This window comes from Flavobacterium pisciphilum, from assembly GCF_020905345.1.
Lineage (GTDB): Bacteria > Bacteroidota > Bacteroidia > Flavobacteriales > Flavobacteriaceae > Flavobacterium > Flavobacterium pisciphilum.
Window position 1 is genome coordinate 4,932,176 of sequence record NZ_JAJJMO010000001.1, and the last position, 19,484, is coordinate 4,951,659.

Annotated in this window: 17 protein-coding genes and 1 pseudogene; 4 read left to right on the plus strand and 14 right to left on the minus strand. The window is 32.5% G+C overall.

Annotated elements, in window-relative coordinates; all coding sequences use genetic code 11:
• Positions 1-55: 55 nt before the first annotated feature.
• The 6 genes from LNQ49_RS21025 to LNQ49_RS21050 all read right to left on the minus strand — a co-directional run bounded on the left by LNQ49_RS21025 (position 56) and on the right by LNQ49_RS21050 (position 6,982).
• Positions 56-451 (minus strand): tautomerase family protein, encoded by a 396-nt coding sequence (locus tag LNQ49_RS21025; protein WP_229990904.1) that lies wholly within the window; start codon positions 449-451, stop codon positions 56-58.
• Between the two features lie 324 nt (positions 452-775).
• A complete protein-coding gene (locus LNQ49_RS21030) occupies positions 776-1,192 on the minus strand; it encodes a VOC family protein (protein WP_229990905.1) in 417 nt (138 codons plus the stop codon).
• A gap of 62 nt (positions 1,193-1,254) precedes the next feature.
• Positions 1,255-2,001, minus strand: coding sequence for a helix-turn-helix transcriptional regulator (locus tag LNQ49_RS21035; protein ID WP_229990906.1), 747 nt, complete (start codon positions 1,999-2,001; stop codon positions 1,255-1,257).
• Between the two features lie 227 nt (positions 2,002-2,228).
• On the minus strand, positions 2,229-2,741 hold the full coding sequence (locus LNQ49_RS21040; protein WP_229990907.1) for a DUF421 domain-containing protein: 513 nt from the start codon (positions 2,739-2,741) through the stop codon (positions 2,229-2,231).
• 191 nt (positions 2,742-2,932) lie between these two features.
• Entirely contained in the window at positions 2,933-4,303 is a 1,371-nt protein-coding gene (gene rimK / locus LNQ49_RS21045) for a 30S ribosomal protein S6--L-glutamate ligase (RefSeq protein WP_229990908.1), read from the minus strand.
• A gap of 132 nt (positions 4,304-4,435) precedes the next feature.
• The gene (locus LNQ49_RS21050; RefSeq protein WP_229990909.1) at positions 4,436-6,982 is read right to left on the minus strand and encodes an ATP-dependent Clp protease ATP-binding subunit; all 2,547 of its coding nucleotides are present in this window, start codon (positions 6,980-6,982) and stop codon (positions 4,436-4,438) included.
• Between the two features lie 257 nt (positions 6,983-7,239).
• Here LNQ49_RS21050 and gyrA point away from each other — a divergent pair, with 257 nt between their 5' ends.
• Positions 7,240-9,885 (plus strand): DNA gyrase subunit A, encoded by a 2,646-nt coding sequence (gene gyrA / locus LNQ49_RS21055; RefSeq protein WP_229990910.1) that lies wholly within the window; start codon positions 7,240-7,242, stop codon positions 9,883-9,885.
• 48 nt (positions 9,886-9,933) lie between these two features.
• Positions 9,934-11,202, plus strand: a complete 1,269-nt coding sequence (locus LNQ49_RS21060; protein WP_229990911.1) for a tetratricopeptide repeat protein — start codon at positions 9,934-9,936, stop codon at positions 11,200-11,202.
• A gap of 100 nt (positions 11,203-11,302) precedes the next feature.
• Here LNQ49_RS21060 and LNQ49_RS21065 read toward each other — a convergent pair whose 3' ends face one another.
• Genes LNQ49_RS21065 through LNQ49_RS21075 form a run of 3 tightly spaced genes read right to left on the minus strand, consistent with a single transcriptional unit; the run spans position 11,303 to position 13,246 of the window.
• Positions 11,303-11,941, minus strand: a complete 639-nt coding sequence (locus LNQ49_RS21065) for an endonuclease III domain-containing protein (RefSeq protein ID WP_229990912.1) — start codon at positions 11,939-11,941, stop codon at positions 11,303-11,305.
• A gap of 2 nt (positions 11,942-11,943) precedes the next feature.
• A complete protein-coding gene (msrB, locus tag LNQ49_RS21070; RefSeq protein ID WP_229990913.1) occupies positions 11,944-12,336 on the minus strand; it encodes a peptide-methionine (R)-S-oxide reductase MsrB in 393 nt (130 codons plus the stop codon).
• 43 nt (positions 12,337-12,379) lie between these two features.
• A complete protein-coding gene (locus LNQ49_RS21075) occupies positions 12,380-13,246 on the minus strand; it encodes an alpha/beta hydrolase (protein WP_229990914.1) in 867 nt (288 codons plus the stop codon).
• 202 nt (positions 13,247-13,448) lie between these two features.
• Between LNQ49_RS21075 and LNQ49_RS21080 the strand changes: the two genes are divergently transcribed.
• Complete coding sequence (locus tag LNQ49_RS21080; RefSeq protein WP_229990915.1) at positions 13,449-14,258, plus strand: M48 family metallopeptidase; 810 nt, start codon at positions 13,449-13,451, stop codon at positions 14,256-14,258.
• Positions 14,259-14,457: 199 nt separating this feature from the next.
• A complete protein-coding gene (locus LNQ49_RS21085) occupies positions 14,458-15,789 on the plus strand; it encodes an MFS transporter (RefSeq protein WP_229990916.1) in 1,332 nt (443 codons plus the stop codon).
• Positions 15,790-15,794: 5 nt separating this feature from the next.
• On the opposite strand, the pseudogene LNQ49_RS21090 reads toward LNQ49_RS21085, so the two are convergent.
• From LNQ49_RS21090 to LNQ49_RS21110, 5 genes and pseudogenes are all read right to left on the minus strand, one after another.
• Positions 15,795-16,106 (minus strand): annotated as a pseudogene (locus LNQ49_RS21090) (serine hydrolase domain-containing protein); the annotation flags it as partial.
• A 197-nt stretch (positions 16,107-16,303) separates the two neighbouring features.
• Positions 16,304-17,035, minus strand: coding sequence for a head GIN domain-containing protein (locus tag LNQ49_RS21095; protein ID WP_229990918.1), 732 nt, complete (start codon positions 17,033-17,035; stop codon positions 16,304-16,306).
• An 18-nt stretch (positions 17,036-17,053) separates the two neighbouring features.
• On the minus strand, positions 17,054-18,115 hold the full coding sequence (locus LNQ49_RS21100; protein WP_229990919.1) for a DUF4097 family beta strand repeat-containing protein: 1,062 nt from the start codon (positions 18,113-18,115) through the stop codon (positions 17,054-17,056).
• The gene (locus LNQ49_RS21105) at positions 18,099-18,635 is read right to left on the minus strand and encodes an anti-sigma factor (RefSeq protein ID WP_229990920.1); all 537 of its coding nucleotides are present in this window, start codon (positions 18,633-18,635) and stop codon (positions 18,099-18,101) included. Before LNQ49_RS21105 ends, LNQ49_RS21100 begins: the two co-directional genes overlap by 17 nt.
• A gap of 81 nt (positions 18,636-18,716) precedes the next feature.
• Entirely contained in the window at positions 18,717-19,298 is a 582-nt protein-coding gene (locus tag LNQ49_RS21110; RefSeq protein WP_229990921.1) for an RNA polymerase sigma factor, read from the minus strand.
• Between the last annotated feature and the right edge of the window lie 186 nt (positions 19,299-19,484).

Here is a 19,484-nt window from a genome sequence, read left to right on the forward strand (position 1 = left end):
ATTTTCCAACAAGGTCTTTTCTGACCTTGTTGGTATAAAAATGATTATTTTTATTTTAAACTTCAACTTTAAAACCTAAATCGACATCAAGTCCTGATTGACCTCCTTGAACACCCCAGCTTTCTTTTTTACTGTCCCTAACAACAATTAAAACATGGTCTTTTGGGATGCCTAATTCAGATAGGTTTTTAACAATTTCACTAAATAAATTTCTTTTTGCATCAATTGAACGCCCTGAAAATGCATCAATGCTTATTAAAGTGTATAATTCAGGTTGAGTTTTAGTGGGTGAAACTGCAAAGCGATGTGGGGGATGGACCAAAAGTCTAACGGTTTTGTCTTCAACTGGGATTTGAAAAGCAGTTACCATTGCCGAATGAACAGCATCGATAATTTTTGTTCCTTCTTCTTCGTTATAGTCTTTTCTAACTTCTATTAAAATTGCTGGCATACTATTTTATTGTGTTTTTTAGTTCTTTTTGTAGGTACAATTATAGATAACTCCTTTTTTACAAAACTTTTTATGCGTCTATTGTGTAAAGAAATGGAATAGATATATTTCGAAAATTGGCTTTGTAAACATATTGAAAATTTTGTTAATGTAGATGTGTGATTTAATTAATAAATCAACATTATGATAGAATAATGTTGTTTGTTAACATAAAAAGAGAGGATTGCTGATTAATTTGATTCATTCGCAATAGCAATCAATTTTCACCCTACAAAAAAAGCCTAACCAAAGGTTAAGCTTTATAATGAGAGATAATCAATTGCTTTATTCTGTTAAGGGGTTTTGATGGTTGAGATACCAAGTAATACCAAATTTATCAATGAGACTTACCAATTGGGAGTTGATAGAAGTCGTTGAAAAATCTAATGTTATTTGGCCTCCTGCCTTTAAGCGATTAAAAACATTTAACTGTTCTTGTTTATCAGAAAAGTTTATTGTCATTCCTATGGCGTTTCCGAAAGATGCCTGCTCGTTTTCGAAACCATCAGAAACATAAAAATGAATAGCATCAGCTTTAAACTCGGCATGAGCAATTTTGCTTTTAAATTTTTCAGAAGTTTGATAGTTTGTTTCTTGGTATTTTTGTTCAAATATGACTTGCCCATCAAAGCAAAATTCATAAAACCTCAACGCTTCTTCACATCGTTGGGAAATTGTAAAATACGGTATTAATGTTTTCATGGTATAGTTGATTTAAGCTTCAAATATCAAGCTTAAATTCTGCTAAAAATTGAACGGAAATACTACTTTACAGAATGAGAAGGTAATACCCCAAAAGTTTTGAGATAGGTTCTAGTAAAATGCGCTTGATCTGCAAAACCTCCTTGATGAGCCACTTGAGTTAAATTTTCTTCGAATAGAATCGATTTTACTGATTTTACTAATTTAGTGTGTAACACGTATTGTTTAAAGGTTATACCGGTTGATTTTTTGAATAAAAAGGCAAATCTTGAAACTGATAAGCCTACACTTTCTGCAATTTGTTTCTGGCTTTTTGTTATGTCCTGATTTGCTTCTTTTATGCTTTTCAAAATACGCTTGTCCAAAGAGGCAGGAGTGATATTTTCTATGGAGACAATCTGATCAACTAGCTTATTTATGAAATTAGTTGTAAATGATTCTCTATTGTCTGTTTTGTTTTGCCAAGTTTCCAGTATCTCTAGAAAAGGTTTGAAATCGGTACTGCTTAATGAGGTTACACCTTTTTGTAAATCCAATAATTTTAAGCCTAATTCTGTATATGGTTCTATGTATATAAAAGCTATTTCACTGTTTTTATCACTTGTGAATTTTCTGGTAACATTAGGTTGAATTATACAGGCATCGAAGGATTTTGTTTGATTTTCATACGCTAGTTCAAAGGGTTTATCTAAAGAAAAAATAACCATTACCGCATAGTGTTTATGGAAATCGGTCTGTAAATTTTTCCCAATGTATATTCCACCTATTTCTGAGAATGCAATTTTATTTTCATTTAATTTCCGACTCATACTAGTTATTTGAATTCTATTGGAGGTTTTTACGAATTTTATTTATAATGAAAAATACCAGTTTTCAATACGAAGATACAGTTTCATTGTTTTTTTATAATGCTATAATCAAAAGATTCAATCATAGAAAGATAGGTTGATTTAGGGCTTAGTAAGTTTTAATCTTATGAAAAAAGGGTGATTTCATAATGAAATTACCCTTTTTATAATTTGTATTTATAGTTAAACTATTTCTGAAAATTTTTATGATTGTGTTTTCGTTTGTATATAGTTTGCTTTAAATGCTCTTTATCTTGTGAAATGATACTGATTGTACCATCTATTTCTAGCATGGCTAATTTTACCTCTTTATAGTGTGCAACACCATGTTCGCGCATTGCTTCCTCAAGCTCATCTGATGTAATGTTTAATTTGCTTAAAGATTTAAAATCGATATGACCATTATGAATCAGTACTTCTGGTTTTTCTAGTAAAAGATTGTGCAGTAGTTTGGATTTGTAGGTAAGTTTTTTGAGGGTGTAATTAATGATAAATAACACCGCTGCCGCTGCAATTCCTCCTAAAAGACTTGTATCACTACCAACCATTGCATTTTGGACGGCATTACTAATTAATAGAATCAGTATTACATCGGCAGTATTAAGCTGAGATAGTTCTTTCTTTCCAAAAACCCGTAATGCGATTACCATAAAAAAGTATACTGAGGCACTTCTGATAACAATATCGAGATATGGATTCATCTTTTCTAGTTTTAAGTGTTCGGGCTTAGTGTGCAGTTACCAGTCTCAGTATTCAGTTTTCAGTGACAGTGATAGTTTGCAGTCTCACTTTTTAGTTATCAGTATCCGTAAACTGTGACAGCAAACTGAATTCACAAACTAAGTCTGAAAACTATAAACTGCGACTGCAAACTAAGCTAGCAAACCGTAAACTATTTAAGTTTAAAATTTTTTTCAATAGCTTTTATCATTTCTCCAGCGACATCTTTATTGGTAGCACCTTCAATTCCTTCTAGACCTGGAGATGAATTTACTTCAAGTAATAAAGGACCTTTAGATGAACGAATAATATCAACACCAGCGACTTTTAAATCCATTGCTTTGGCAGCTTTTATGGCGATTCTTTTTTCTTCGCTAGTTATTTTTAGTATTGATGCAGTTCCGCCTAAATGAATATTTGCTCTAAATTCACCTGGCATAGCTTCACGCTGAATAGCAGCTACTACTTTTCCGTCGATTACAAAACAACGAATATCTTTACCGTTTGCTTCTTTAATGAACTCTTGTACTAGAATATTAGCGTTTAAGCTTTTAAAAGCATTTATAACGCTTTCTGCAGCCTTTTTTGTCTCAGCTAGTACAACGCCTTTACCTTGAGTGCCTTCTAATAATTTTACAATCAAAGGAGAGCCTCCAACCATTTTTATTAAATCGTCAGTGTCCAAAGGAGAATTAGCAAAACCAGTTGTTGGAATGTCTATTCCGCTGTTTAGTAATAATTGTAATGAATATAATTTATCGCGGGATTGTGTTATTGCAGAAGCAGAATTTAAACAGAAAACTTTCAAAGCTTCAAACTGACGTGTTAACGCACAACCATAGAAAGTAATGCTAGGGCGAATACGTGGAATAATAGCATCAAATTGATTTAATATTTTTCCACCGCGATAATGAATTTCAGGTGTTTTAGCATCAAGTTTCATGTAGCATTCTTTGATGTTCAAAAATTGCATATCATGACCTCTCATTTCGCCAGCTTCCATGATTCTTTTATTGCTGTATAATTCAGGGTTACTTGCCAAAAGTCCGATTCGTAATCCAGAGGTTGCTTTTTCGGAGTTCTGATATAGTTCTTTTAACGTGTCAGAGGTAGGTTGTCCCAAAAGGTATTTTTCTTCAGGATCTACAAGCACTCTACCGCTCATTGCTTCACGACCTAGAAGCATTCTGAAACCCATCGAATCTCGATTGGTTAAAGTCATTTCTATAGGCCATTTGGCATCACCAATTTTTAGGCTCGTTTGTATAACATAGCGTTGTTCTCTAAAGCCACTAGAGCTTTTTACAACCCTTTTGTCTACTAGGGGAGCCTCGCAATGTATTATAGTTTTAGTATTGTTTTGTATCGGATTAATATCAAATTTAACCCAGCTAGCATCATTTTTTATAAAAGGGGCTATGTTAATGGCGTGCATCGCCGAGGTTTTTGCACCCGAATCTACACGTGCTTTAATTGTGGGGATTCCTAATTCGGGAAATGAGCACCATTCTTCGCTACCTAAGATGAGTTTATTTTGAAGCATAATTTGATTTGTTTGACTTATTCAAAAGTAAATATTTGTTTTTAATAATTAACCGATTTAGTACAAAGAAAAAACCCGTTATGTTATAAAAAAACGTAACGGGTTTGTATTTGTTGTAAAAATTAAATTACATTATTGATTTGTTGGCTCTTCAGCTTTATGAACATCTACAGTAAGTTCTTGAGACTCTTCATTTAAATCAATCAAAATTTCGTCGCCTGAAGTAATTTTAGAAGTAATTATTTCTTCTGCCAATATATCTTCAACGTATTTTTGAATGGCTCTTTTTAGTGGTCTTGCTCCAAATTGCTTATCGAAACCTTTGTCAGCGATAAAAGCTTTGGCTTTATCAGTAAGGTTTAGTTTGTATCCTAATTCTTCTACACGTGCATATAGTTTCTTAAGTTCAATTTCGATAATTAAATCAATATCACTTTTTTCTAAGCTGTTGAATACAATTACATCATCAATTCTATTTAAGAATTCAGGTGCAAATGTTTTCTTCAATGCGTTTTCGATAATGCTTTTCGAATTATCATCGGCTTGAGCTACTTTTGCAGCAGTTCCAAATCCAACTCCTTGACCGAAATCTTTTAATTGTCTTGCTCCAACATTTGAAGTCATGATAATTATAGTGTTTTTAAAGTCAATTTTGCGTCCTAAACTATCTGTTAAGTAACCATCATCAAGCACTTGAAGCATCATGTTGAATACATCTGGATGTGCTTTTTCGATTTCATCTAAAAGGACTACACAATATGGTTTTCTACGAACTTTTTCAGTTAATTGTCCACCTTCTTCGTAACCAACGTATCCCGGAGGCGCTCCAACTAAACGTGAAATTGCAAATTTCTCCATGTATTCACTCATGTCAATACGAACCAAAGCGTCTTCTGAATCAAATAATTCTTTTGCTAGAACTTTTGCTAGTTGTGTTTTACCAACACCAGTTTGTCCTAAGAAAATAAATGATCCAATAGGTTTGTTTGGGTCTTTAAGACCAGCTCTGTTACGTTGTATAGAACGAGCGATTTTTAAAACAGCTTCATTTTGACCTATTACTTTATTCTGAATTAATTCAGGTAATTGAGCTAATTTGTTGCTTTCAGTTTGTGCAATTCTGTTTACAGGAATTCCTGTCATCATAGACACTACATCGGCAACGTTATCTTCGGTTACAAGAATTCTATTGCTTTTAGAATCTTCTTCCCATTGTTCTTGAGCTACAGCTAGTTCTTTTTCGATGCGTTTTTCGTCATCACGAAGTTTAGCTGCTTCCTCATATTTTTGTTTTTTAACAACGACATTTTTGTTTTCGCGTACCTCTTCTAGTTGACGTTCTAAATCCAAAATTTGTTTTGGAACATCAATATTAGTGATATGCACACGAGATCCAGCCTCGTCAAGAGCATCGATAGCTTTGTCTGGTAAGAAACGCTCCGACATATATCGGTTTGTTAATTTTACACAAGCTTCAATAGCTTCTGGCGTATAGGTTACGTTATGGTGATCTTCGTATTTGTCTTTAATGTTGTTTAAAATTGCAATTGTTTCTTCAACAGAAGTTGGCTCTACAATTACTTTCTGGAAACGTCTTTCTAACGCACCATCTTTCTCAATATATTGTCTGTACTCATCAAGTGTAGTAGCTCCAATACATTGGATTTCTCCTCTTGATAAGGCAGGTTTAAACATATTTGATGCGTCTAATGATCCAGTCGCACCTCCAGCACCAACGATAGTGTGAATTTCATCGATAAAAAGGATGATGTCATCATTTTTTTCTAATTCATTCATTACTGCTTTCATGCGTTCCTCAAACTGACCACGATATTTGGTTCCTGCTACAAGGCTCGCCAAATCTAAGGTTACCACACGTTTGTGAAATAAGATACGAGATACTTTTTTCTGAACAATACGCAAGGCTAGTCCTTCAGCAATAGCAGATTTTCCTACTCCAGGTTCACCAATTAATAAAGGGTTGTTCTTTTTTCTACGGCTTAAAATTTGCGAAACGCGTTCAATTTCTTTCTCACGTCCTACAACTGGGTCTAGTTTTCCTTCTTCAGCCATTTCTGTTAAATCTCTCCCAAAATTATCTAAAACTGGTGTTTTAGATTTTTTATTGGACTTATTGGCTGGATTATTAAAACTTCCTTCTTTAAGACTGTCATCTTGTCCTGAATCGTCATTATATGATTCGTTTCTTGGCAAGTTTTCTAAAAATTCTTCTTCGTTTGGAGTCATATTTAAGTATTGTTCTTTAGCTACATCATAATCTATTTTTAGCTTATTCAATAGCTTGGTTGTTGGATCGTTTTCGTTTCGTAAGATGCATAAAAGTAAGTGTGCCGTACTAATAGACGAACTCTGGAATACTTTGGCTTCTAGAAAAGTAGTCTTTAATGCTCTCTCAGCTTGACGTGTAAGGTGGAGATTCTTTTTTTCTACATTAATTTCGGCACTAGGATTAGCAGGGCTCAGTATTTCGACCTTCCTACGTAAATGTTCTAAATCGACTGCTAGGTTATTTAATATATGAATGGCTTTTCCGTTTCCATCCCTTAAAATGCCTAGCATCAAATGTTCAGTACCAATAAAGTCATGACCCAATCTTAAGGCCTCTTCTTTACTGTAGGTAATAACATCTTTTACTCTTGGTGAAAAATTATCATCCATAATATATAATTAGTATTGTAAATTTAGTGAATTAGTGTGTTAAAAACAAAAACCATACCCATTAGAAAGTCATGTCAGCTAAGGGACGAAAAAAATAATAATAAATGAGTTAAATAAGATTTAAATTATTAACTAAAATGTAAAATAAAGTTGTTAATAAATCATTGAAATAAGTAGCGTAAAATACCTTCAAAAATTTCAAAAAGACGTATATTGGCACGTTTTGAAACTAATATAATTTTTTAATATAACAACTTATGTCTGAAGGAGAAAAGTTAATTCCTATTAACATAGAGGATGAAATGAAATCAGCTTACATCGATTATTCGATGTCAGTTATTGTATCGAGAGCACTCCCTGATGTTAGAGATGGTTTGAAACCAGTACATCGAAGAGTTCTTTACGGAATGTATGATTTAGGAGTTTTTTCAAATAAAGCCCATAAAAAATCCGCCAGAATTGTCGGGGAAGTTTTAGGTAAGTATCACCCACACGGAGATACTTCAGTATATGATGCCATGGTACGTATGGCTCAAGAATGGAGTTTACGTTATTTATTAGTGGATGGCCAAGGTAACTTTGGTTCTGTAGATGGAGATAGCCCAGCAGCAATGCGTTATACGGAGGCTAGAATGCGTAAGATTTCAGAAGAAATAATGGCTGATATCGAAAAAGAAACAGTTGATTTTCAATTGAACTTTGATGATACTTTATATGAGCCGAAAGTAATGCCGACTAGAGTTCCAACTTTATTAATAAATGGAGCAACAGGTATTGCAGTAGGTATGGCAACTAATATGCCACCTCACAACCTTACAGAAGTTATCAATGGTACGCTAGCTTATCTTGATAATAACGATATTGAAATAGACGAATTAATAACACATATTAAAGCACCTGATTTTCCAACAGGAGGTATAATATATGGTTACGAAGGAGTTCGTGAAGCATTTAAAACTGGTAGAGGGCGTATTGTAATGCGTGCTAAAGTTGGTTTTGAAGAAGTAGATGGTAGAGAATGTATCATCGTTACTGAAATTCCATACCAAGTCAATAAAGCAGAAATGATTAAGCGTACTGCTGATTTGGTAAATGATAAAAAAATTGATGGAATAGCAAACATCCGTGATGAGTCAGATAGAAATGGTATGCGTATCGTTTATATTCTTAAACGTGATGCAACTCCAAACGTAGTTTTAAATACATTATATAAGTATACACAATTACAATCATCTTTTAGTGTAAATAATATTGCACTTGTAAAAGGTCGCCCACAAATGTTGAATCTAAAAGATATGATTCACTATTTTATTGAGCACCGTCACGATGTTGTGGTTCGTAGAACTAGATTTGAATTACGTAAAGCTGAAGAAAGAGCTCATATTTTAGAAGGTTTAATTATTGCATCAGATAATATTGATGAAGTAATTGCTTTAATAAGAGGTTCGAAAAATACAGAAGAAGCTCGTGAGAAATTAATTGAAAGATTTAAATTATCAGATATTCAAGCGCGTGCTATTGTAGAGATGCGTTTACGTCAATTAACAGGACTAGAACAAGACAAGTTAAGAGATGAGTATGATGAATTGATGAAATTAATTGAGCATTTGAAAGCATTATTAGCAGATGTAGATTTAAGAACTAATTTGATCAAAGAAGAACTTATTGAGATCCGTGATAAATATGGTGATGCACGTCGTTCATTAATTGAATATTCAGGTGGAGATGTAAGTATCGAAGATTTAATTGCTGATGAGAATGTGGTAATTACAATTTCTCATGCAGGGTATATCAAACGTACAAACCTTACTGAATACAAAACACAAAATAGAGGTGGAGTTGGACAAAAAAGTGCAGGAACAAGAGATCAAGATTTCCTTGAGCATATGTTCGTTGCAACCAATCACCAATATATGATGTTCTTTACCCAAAAAGGTAAATGTTTCTGGATGCGTGTATACGAAATTCCAGAAGGTAGTAAAACTGCCAAAGGTAGAGCTATCCAAAACTTGGTAAATATTGAAAGCGACGATAAAGTTAAAGCGTTTATCTGTACTCAAGATTTAAAAGATAAAGATTATATCAACAGCCATAACTTAGTTATGGTAACCAAAAAAGGACAGGTTAAGAAAACGTCTTTAGAGAAATATTCTAAACCTAGAGTAAATGGTGTTGCTGCAATTACTATTAAAGAAGGAGACGAATTATTAGAAGCTAAATTAACCAATGGAGAAAGTCAGATTATTTTGGCTGTTAAATCTGGTAAATTAGTTCGTTTTGAAGAAACTAAAACCCGTCCAATGGGAAGAACAGCTTCAGGAGTTCGTGGAATTACTTTAAAAGACGATACTGATGAAGTAATTGGTATGGTTACGGTAGATAAAGAGGATGTTAACGATTCACAAATTTTAGTTGTTACTGAAAACGGATACGGAAAACGTACCAAATTAGTTGATGATGATGGTGAAGATGTTTATAGAATTACTAACCGTGGAGGAAAAGGAGTAAAAACTCTTAATATTACTGAGAAAACCGGAAAACTTATTTCGATTAATGCAGTAACAGATGCTGATGATTTAATGATTATCAACAAATCTGGATTGACAATTAGAATGGCTATTGAAGATTTACGTGTAATGGGTCGTGCTACTCAAGGAGTTAGATTGATTAACTTAAAAGGTAAAGATTCTATTGCAGCTGTTACTAAAGTAATGAAAGACGATGTTGCAGAAGTTGTTGTTGATGAGGATGGAAATGTTATCGAAAGCGCTATTGAAAGAGTAAAACCAGACTTAGAAGTTCTTGAAGATGATGGTGTTGTTGAAGACGAAGACGAAGATGATGATGTTGAGGATGAAGATGCAGAAGATGATTCGGAAGAAGAAGATGAGTCTGAAGAATAATTAATAGAACCCAACAAACAATTTAAATATATAAAAAAATAGAACATTATGAAAAGTAAATATGTAATACTAGCGTCAGCATTATTGATATCGGTAGCTACTTTTGCTCAAAAAGATCAAATTAAAAGTGCTGAAAAAGCATTGAAAAATGGAGATGCTACATCGGCTATTTCTATTCTAGACGCAGCAGATTATCTGATTACAAATGCAAAAGATACTGAGCAAGCTCAATATTATTTTGTAAAAGGAAATGCTTATTTAGAAGTAGCAAAAAAAGGAGTAGATGAAGGTAAAAACCTTTTACTTGCTGCTGAGGCATATAAGAAGTTAATCGAGACTGAGCAAGCATCAGGAAAAGTTAAGTATTCAACTCAAGCTGCTGCTTCAATTACTGATATCAAAGGAAGATTGATTAATGGTGCTATTGCTGATTCAAAAGCGAATAAGCATGGTGATGGTGCAAAAAAGATATATGATGCTTATTTGCTAGATAAAAAAGATACAATCAACTTGTATTATGCAGCTTCAACTTATGTAAATGCTGGAGATTTTACTGCAGCTTTACCTCTTTACGAAGAGTTGAAAAAACTTAATTATTCAGGAAAAGGAACGACTTACTTAGCTTTAAATAAAGCTACAGGAGAAGACAATGCTTTTGCTACAGCAAATGAAAGAGATCTTGCAGTTAAGATTGGAACTCATGAGAAACCAAAAACAGAAGTTTCTCCTTCTAAAAGAGGTGAGATTTATAAAAATATCTCTCTTATCTTAGTTCAAAACGGTAAAACTGAAGAAGCTAAAAAAGCAATAGCAGAAGCTAGAGCTGCAAATCCAGAGGATACTTCTTTGATTTTGACTGAAGCAAATTTATATTTAGAAACTAAAGATTATGAGACTTATAAGAAGTTAATCGGTGAGGTTTTGAAAAATAATCCAAACGATGCTGATTTACTTTTTAATTTAGGAGTATTAAGCGGAAATGCTAAAAATACTGCTGACGCTGAGAAATATTACAATAAAGTAATCGAAATCAAACCAGACTATATTAATGCTTATATTAATTTAGCTGCTTTAAAATTAGAGGATGAAAAACCTATAATTGATGAGATGAATAAACTTGGAACTTCAGCAAAAGACATGAAGCGTTATGATGAATTGAAAGTTAAAAGAAATAACCTTTTCAAAAGCACAATTCCATACCTTAAAAAAGCGGTTGAGTTAGATCCTAAAAACGAGGATGTTTCTAAAACACTTTTAAATGTTTACAGCGCACTTGAAATGACTGCTGAATACAAAGCATTGAAAGCAAAAATGTAAGACATTTTTCTAAGCATAAAAAAACCGAGATAGTAAGTCTCGGTTTTTTTATGCTTTTATTTTGAAGAAGCTTATTTAATAAATAGTATTGTTTTAATTGTTAAAGACTTAAGTAGTAATTGCAATGTGGATTAATCAGACATTCATTGCATTTTGGTTTCGGACGACATGTTTCTCTTCCTAAAAAAGAAATAGCCATTCCTATTTCTCCCCAAATATCTTTTGGTATAACCTGCATCAATTCTTTTTCTACTTTATTACCATCTTTAGACTCTTTTATTAATCCAATTCTTGGCGCAACACGGATAACATGTAAATCTGCAATAATCCCTTCTGCGGGCTTATTTGATTCTTTTAAAATTACATTCGCTGATTTTCGACCAATGCCTTTTAATGCAACCAAATCTTTCATGGTCATTGGAATGTTTTCATCCTCTTTAATCGTATTTGCAATTTCGATTAACCACTCCGCTTTAGTTCTGTAGTTTCTAACTTTGCTAATATAGGTAAACAGCTCTTCTGTATTCGTTTTGGCTAGACTTTCCATGTTTGGATACTTTGCAAATAATGTAGGAGCAATCGAATTGATGTTAGCATCTGAATCTTGAGCTGATAGGACTACCATTACAAGCAGTTGATACGTATTCTGATAATCTAAAGGGTGTTTCCTGCCTTTGTATTTTGTTAGAATCGGTTCTAAGATTACTTTCCAATCTGGAGATTCACCAAATAAATCCATGACTATTTGTCTTTAAAGTCTATCGATAAAGAGTTTACACAATAACGCTGTCCTGTTTCAGTAGGACCATCATCAAATACATGTCCTAAGTGGCTTCCACAATTAGCACATAAAATTTCAGTTCGTTTCATACCATGGCTTACATCCGAGATATACTCGACTTTTCCAGGTATTGATTCATCAAAGGAAGGCCAACCACAATGCGCATCAAATTTAGAATTGCTCTCAAACAAAGGTTCGTTACAAGCCCCACAACAATAAACCCCTTTTTCAAAATGAAGATTGTACTCTCCAGTATGTGGGCGTTCGGTTCCTTTTTGGCGAAGTACGTGGTAACGGTCGTTACCAAGTTGCTCTTTCCATTCTTGTTCTGTTTTTTCGATTGGATATTTCATTGTTTTTTATTTTTTTGTCAAAAAGTAAGACTAACAAAATTAGTTACTTATGTTCAATAAATTGTACTGTTTTATTAATAACATTGCCATTACCTAAAATTTTGCGATGTCCTAATCCTTCAGTTAGTAGTAAAGTACCGTTTTTTAAATGTTCATTAATGTGAGTTCCTGCTTTTACGGAAACTTCAGGATCATCTTTATCATGAATAACCAAAACGGGGATATTTACATCAGCAGCAGCTACGTATGCTGAAAAATCATTCATTTTTACTTTGTATTTATTCTCAAAATAATTGCGTAGACGAGTACTGATATATGGTTTTAATTCTAGTTTAGATACAAAATCGTCAATGATATCCTGAACGATGTCACCACTACCGATAATAACTGCACGATTAACATTTAAACCTTGTTTTATAGCATTTAATACAGACATACCTCCCAACGAATGTCCAACAGCAGCTTCAAATGGGCCGTATTGTTTTTCAATTTCTAGAATCGAAGCAATAAAATCGACCATATGAGTAGTCTTACCAGGAGACTTTCCATGAGCAGGGGCATCAAAACTAACAGTCTCATAGCCATGTTTAACTAGTTCGTCGGTAATCTTGAATAATTGCGTTCCACGTCCAGACCAACCGTGAACCAACAGTACTTTTTTATCGCTTTTACCAAATTTATAGACAACAACTTCGTTATCAATTGCTGGTATTTTTATGGTTTTTTGTATGCTTTTTCGATCCATTTCTAGTTCTCTTTTGGGAACCTTATGTTTTATTGGAGTTATAAAAAGCTTCGTTGCGTATGAAGTGGCTAGTTTAGGCGAAATAAAAGAAAGAAGTTTCCCTGTTACTATTATAAATCGAGGAACTTTTAATGATTCTGTAGGACTAGATGTTTTTTTAGACATTATAATATGTTTTTATAGAGCTTTTATTTTATTTAGATTTAAAAATATAAAAGTAAGACAATTAATAAAATGTATTGACAAGTTAGAATTTATTAAGCGTGTTTGTATGGAGAATAATTTAATTATGATATTTTTTAAACGAATTGTATAAAAAATGAATTTAGAATAATCGTATTTTTGTGTGTTATTAAATCTAAAAGTCATGAGAAATAAATTATTATTGGGAATTTTTGCTATAGCCACAGTGTATTCATGTGCGGTAAATCCTGTTACGGGAAAAAAGAGTCTTAATTTTGTTTCTAATAGTGAGCTGTTTCCATCTTCGTTTCAGCAGTACAATACTTTTATTAAAGAAAACAAAGTCATTACTGGTACTGCCGATGCCAAAAGAGTAGAAAATGTTGGGATGAAAATCAAAGCAGCTGCCGAAAAATATTTAACCTATTTAGGGCAATCTCAATATCTTAAGGATTATCGTTGGGAATATAAGTTAGTCGATAATAAAGAAGTGAATGCTTGGTGTATGCCTGGAGGTAAAATTGTTGTTTATTCAGGGATTTTGCCAGTAACAAAAGACGATTCGGGTTTGGCAACTGTTTTAGGACACGAAGTTTCACATGCATTGGCTAATCATGGTGCACAGCGTATGAGTGCTGCACAGTTACAGCAACTAGGTGCAGTAGGTGTAGCTGCAGTTACAGGTAATCAGAGTGCTGAAACACAAGAAATGTGGCAGAAATATTATGGAATCGGATCACAAGTAGGAGTAATGCTTCCATTTAGCCGAAATAATGAAAGTGAAGCCGATAAGATAGGATTGACACTTATGGCAATTGCTGGATATAACCCCGATCAGTCTATTGCTTTTTGGAAAAGAATGTCGGCACAATCATCGGGTCAAACGCCTGAATTTCTTAGTACACACCCATCAGATGCAACTAGAATTGCTAATTTAAGTGTGTTAATTCCTCAAGCAAAAGCAACAGCACTTAAAGTAGGCATAATCAAATAAGTAGAAAATATATTTTTTGATTTCTAAAATCATTAATTTTCAACAAAGCTATCTTTTTAAGATGGCTTTGTTTTTTTTATGTGGTTATTGCTCAGTTGATTAGGTTGGTTGATGATTTATTAATATATGATTTAATAAAAATCTATTTAATTATAATAAAATTTAGATAAATTCGTAGGCTATTAATGAAACCATTTCTATGAAAAACTTACCAAAAGGAGATAAGAAGCTACTAAATGCATGGGCATTTTATGACTGGGCAAATTCAGTGTACACCCTTACTATTGCATCAGCAGTATTTCCAATATTTTATGAAGCTTTATTTTCTGAGCGTGAACATTATATTCATGTTTTCGGAATGAATCTTAAAAATTCAGCTTTGATTAGTTTTGTAACTGCAATGGCTTTTTTAGTTGTTTCATTTATTTCACCATTGTTATCAGGAATTGCTGATTATGTGGGAGATAAAAAGTCTTTTATGAAATTCTTTTGCTATTTAGGAGCCTTGTCTTGTATGGGGTTATATTGGTTTAATCTAGAAAACATATATGTTGGATTGGCATTTTATTTTTTAGGACTATTAGGATATTGGGGGAGTTTAGTTTTTTATAATTCGTATTTACCAGATATTGCTTTTCCAGAACAACAAGATAGAATTAGTGCCAAAGGGTATTCTTTAGGGTATATTGGAAGTGTATTTTTGTTGGTACTCAATTTAGCTATGATTATGAAACCTAAGTTTTTTGGGATCACAGGAACAGATGGTGAAGCAGCAATGAAAGCAATGCGATATTCATTCTTAATGGTTGGAGTTTGGTGGATACTATTCAGTCAATATACTTATTATTATTTGCCAAAGGGAAGTAAAGAGGTAAGCCAGAAATTATCTAAACATGTCATTTTTAATGGTTTCAAAGAATTAAAGAAAGTTTGGGCTTTGTTGAACGAAAACATTTCGTTACGAAGATATTTAGGAGGTTTTTTTGTTTCCAGTATGGCTGTGCAAACAGTAATGCTTGTAGCTACCTATTTTGGAGCGCAGGAAGTTCAATGGGCATCTAAAGATGAAGGTACAATTGGCTTAATTATTTGTATCTTATTAATACAATTAGTAGCTGTTTTAGGGGCAATTTTAACTTCAAGAGCTTCATCTAAATGGGGAAATATCCCGACTTTAATTGTTATTAATATTGTTTGGGCAGTACTTTGTTGTGTAGGGGCTTATTTTGTTACTTTACCAATACATTTTTACGCAATGGCAACTGTGGCAGGACTTGTAATGGGAGGGATTCAGGCTTTGTCACGTTCTACTTATTCAAAACTATTACCAGAAACAGAAGATACTACTTCATTTTTTAGTTTTTATGATGTTGCTGAAAAAATAGGAATTGTAATCGGAATGTGTGTTTACGGAATCATTGATCAAATAACAGGAAGTCCACGTGCGGCTATTGTAATTTTAGGTGTGTTTTTCGTGATTGCTATCTTCTTATTGAGAAGGATACCAAAAAGTAAAACTTTAAAACAATAAAATTTTTACCTTATTTCTTTGGTGTTAGGAAATGGAGTTAATATTCCACTCCTGTGTGTAATTAGATTTTTTATTTTGATTGGAGATTCTTTGAATTCTAGATTTTGAAACTCTTCATTCAGATATTTTGGAATATCATTATCTAATTTTAATTTTCCCTCTAATGGAACATTAGCAACGAGAATTCCTGTAAAAACTTTGGTTGTAGATGCTATTTCAAATAGCGTTTCATTGATGGCTTTATTTCCTTTTTCTTTGTCAATTTCGCCATAATGCTTAGTGTAAATTTTGCCATCTTTTACCACTCCAATAGAAACGGAGTATGCCTTTGAATCTTTTAGCTATGCATTAGCATTTTTATCTATCGCTGCGAAAATTTCTTTTTGGTTAAGTGTTTTCGTTTTTTGCTGGCTTGAGCATAAAAAAAACTAATACATAATAAAAAAGCAATAATCTTTAATCTAAATCCTAACGATGAGAGAAATAATTATTGCTTTTTTATTATTTATAATAGTTAAGCTTTTGAGATGCTTCCTGATCCATTTACTTTAGTGTCTTTTGTCTTAGGATTACCTGTATATTTTATATCTCCAGAACCAGATATTCTCGCTTTTAGGTTTTCGCTACAAAAGATTTTGCTATCACCTGATCCAGATATTGTAAAATCTACATTTTTAGCTTTTAATGAAGTTGCATCAACATCACCAGATCCAGACAATTTACTTTTAAAATCATTAGTATTTCCTTTTAAAACAGCATCTCCAGAACCACTTACTGTAAGATTAAAAGTGGACGAATCGACATCTAGGTTTAAGTCACCAGAACCTGATAATGATGCTGTGAAAACATCTGCTTTAATAGTGTTTTTTGAAGTTACATCACCTGAACCCGAAAGAGAAACATTAGATATTTTTTCGAAAGGAATAGTTATCTGAATTTTTCGCCCAACGCTTGCACTGATGTTTTTATTTTTTTCGGTGTATACTTTTAGCACATTACCTTCAACCTCAATTTTAATATAGGGGTGTAGATTTTCTTCAGCTTTTACTGTAATTGAACCTTCTTTTCCTGCAACCAAATCGACATCAAAGGAGCCCATTACTTTTATTTCGTCATAATCAGTTGTTGAGCGAGTATTGGTTACTACTTTTCCATTTCCTTTTATGCGTTCATTAGACCATTGTGCGTTAGCAATTGTAGTTATAAAGAATACGCTACAAACTAATAATTGAATTGATTTTTTCATTTTTGATTGATTTTATGATTATTGTTTTTTAACTAATGAGATACTTCCGTAGTTTGAGGTAAGAACTACTTTATTTTGACCTTTTTTCTTGTAAAAGCCACTAACATGTTTTGCATTGCTTTTTTCTTCATTATTAGAAATCTGTATCGAAGAATCTGTTTTTATACCAGAATATTTAGTCGAAATATCAAAATCGAATGCATAATTGCTATCATACCCAATTGACACATCTGAATATCCAGAGCTTACAGTTATATCTTTTGCATTTTGGTTTATAACCCCTATTGCTAGATTACCATAGTTAACGTCAACATTTAAAGTATTTAAAATTTCACCAATATTCACATTTAAGTAATTTCCTGCTCCTGCAACCGTACCTGTTTTTTGAAATTTAAAAGTTCCATAATTACAATCGTATTTTATATTTTGGGAGCCACCCATAACAATATCGGTGTAATTTGTATCAAGATTAATTTTACCAGCATCATTAATTTTTAAACCAGAGTAGCGAGCTTTGATATTTCCGGTTTTAATATACTGAATGCTTGAGTTTTGGCAATATTCTATGTGTATTGTATTGGTATTTCCATTTAATTTTCCAAGGTTAATTTTACCGTATTTACAAAAGACATCAGCGGTTGAAGCTAAATCTCCAATGGTGATATTTCCGTACTTATTATTCAGCTTTACAGTTCCATTTTTTGGTATTTTGATGATGTAATTGATTTCAAAACTATTACTACTCCCTTTGCTTTTGTATGTTGATTTTCCGATGTTAGTAATGGCAGTAACCATTGACTTTAATGCTGTAATATTAATATCGATACTGTTTAATTTTTCATTTACCCAGTTTTCGTTATTTCCAGAAACTTTTATGATGACTTCAAGGTCGATTTTATCTTCATCCCATGTTGTTACTGAGATATTTCCATATTTACTGTCTATATCTATTCCTGCATCAGAGTTAACAATATAGGTTTTTTTGACAACTTTTTGTTTTGATAGATAACTATCGTCATTTGCAAATCCTAGGAATGGGATTACAAGTAATAAAATAAGTAAGTTATAGTGTTTTTTCATGGGTGCTGTTTTTAAATTTTTCATTTTCGTCTATACGGGTCAATACATTTTGTAAGAATGAGATACGGGTTTGTAAATTGCTAATCATGGCGTAAATAATTTGTTTGTTTTCGCCGTTTTTTTGTAATTCGGCAATGATTTTTGCATAATCACCATCCATAGCTTTCATCTGTTTAAGCGCATCATTAATTATTTGCTCATTTTCCGGAGATTTTTTGTCATGAAGTTTTTCTAATTCATTGGCAATTAATGCCCCAAAAATCGAGTCGGTCCTTTTGGTTTCTTGTGATGCAAATTTTAATTCTTTTGGTTTGTGGCTCACATTAAAAAACACAGAGATTCCCAGCATAAGTACTATTGAAGCTGCAATAGCATATGTAATCGAGTAATTTTTTTTAGGTTTTGTTTTCTTTAGTTTGTTTAAAAAATCTGCTTCATGTTGGGGGTTCATTTCTTGAATGTCCCACTGGTTTTCAAATTTTTCAAATAATTGGCCTAATTCGTCATTTTCCTTTTTCATGTATCTGAATTTTATTTTTTTTAGAGAAGATATGATATCAAGTATCTTCTTTTTATTGGTGTTTACTGACTTATAATTGTTTTACACAATGTCTTTTTTAGAGGCGACCTCATTATCCTCTAATTTTTTTCGTAAACTACTTTTTGCTCTGTTTAATGTAGTCCTACAATTAGTGTAGCTAATGGCTAGTATTTCACTTATTTCTTCTTGATCGTACCCTTCAATATAAAATAAGGTCAACACCATTCGATAGTTGTCTTTTAAATCCAGAATAGCATCCATTACTTGCTTTACTTTTAGTGAATCTAAATCTATATTTTCTAAAAAGAAACTATCGCTTTCTTCTATTTTGTATAGTGTTTTGCTAAGATCTTCTACTTGGAATTTATTGTTCTTTTTGTAAAAATCTATACTATAATTAACTACAATTTTCTTAAGCCAAGCACCAAAAGCAACTTCTTGCTTGTAGTCATCAATTTTGGTGAATGCTTTAAGAAAACCTTCTTGCATAACATCTTGAGCATAGTGTTCGTCTTTTACAATACGATACGCAACATTATACATGGCTTTACAGTACCTGTTGTATACTTCAAATTGTGCTTTTTGATTCTTTTGTTTGCACAATGTTATTAATTCTTCGATATTTTGATTGGTTATATTCAAGTAGCGTCTATTGGTTTTAATTAATGACTTAGCTTTTTTTGGTTTGTTACACTTTTTTGTTTTTTATATTAAAAAAAAATAAAATTATTGATTATTTGTGCTTCAATAAAGATATAAAAGGTCACAATAATATTAGTCGAAAATATATAGTATTGGTTACAAGTGGGTTGAATTATAGAAATGTTG

Coding starts and splice junctions, on each gene's coding strand:
- LNQ49_RS21030 (WP_229990905.1), bottom strand. CDS start 1,192: ATGAAAACATTAATACCGTATTTTACAATTTCCCAACGATGTGAAGAA.
- LNQ49_RS21035 (WP_229990906.1), bottom strand. CDS start 2,001: ATGAGTCGGAAATTAAATGAAAATAAAATTGCATTCTCAGAAATAGGT.
- LNQ49_RS21105 (WP_229990920.1), bottom strand. CDS start 18,635: ATGAAAAAGGAAAATGACGAATTAGGCCAATTATTTGAAAAATTTGAA.
- LNQ49_RS21040 (WP_229990907.1), bottom strand. CDS start 2,741: ATGAATCCATATCTCGATATTGTTATCAGAAGTGCCTCAGTATACTTT.
- LNQ49_RS21060 (WP_229990911.1), top strand. CDS start 9,934: ATGAAAAGTAAATATGTAATACTAGCGTCAGCATTATTGATATCGGTA.
- LNQ49_RS21075 (WP_229990914.1), bottom strand. CDS start 13,246: ATGTCTAAAAAAACATCTAGTCCTACAGAATCATTAAAAGTTCCTCGA.
- LNQ49_RS21100 (WP_229990919.1), bottom strand. CDS start 18,115: ATGAAAAAACACTATAACTTACTTATTTTATTACTTGTAATCCCATTC.
- msrB (WP_229990913.1), bottom strand. CDS start 12,336: ATGAAATATCCAATCGAAAAAACAGAACAAGAATGGAAAGAGCAACTT.
- LNQ49_RS21095 (WP_229990918.1), bottom strand. CDS start 17,035: ATGAAAAAATCAATTCAATTATTAGTTTGTAGCGTATTCTTTATAACT.
- LNQ49_RS21050 (WP_229990909.1), bottom strand. CDS start 6,982: ATGGATGATAATTTTTCACCAAGAGTAAAAGATGTTATTACCTACAGT.
- LNQ49_RS21085 (WP_229990916.1), top strand. CDS start 14,458: ATGAAAAACTTACCAAAAGGAGATAAGAAGCTACTAAATGCATGGGCA.
- LNQ49_RS21065 (WP_229990912.1), bottom strand. CDS start 11,941: ATGGATTTATTTGGTGAATCTCCAGATTGGAAAGTAATCTTAGAACCG.
- gyrA (WP_229990910.1), top strand. CDS start 7,240: ATGTCTGAAGGAGAAAAGTTAATTCCTATTAACATAGAGGATGAAATG.
- rimK (WP_229990908.1), bottom strand. CDS start 4,303: ATGCTTCAAAATAAACTCATCTTAGGTAGCGAAGAATGGTGCTCATTT.
- LNQ49_RS21080 (WP_229990915.1), top strand. CDS start 13,449: ATGAGAAATAAATTATTATTGGGAATTTTTGCTATAGCCACAGTGTAT.
- LNQ49_RS21025 (WP_229990904.1), bottom strand. CDS start 451: ATGCCAGCAATTTTAATAGAAGTTAGAAAAGACTATAACGAAGAAGAA.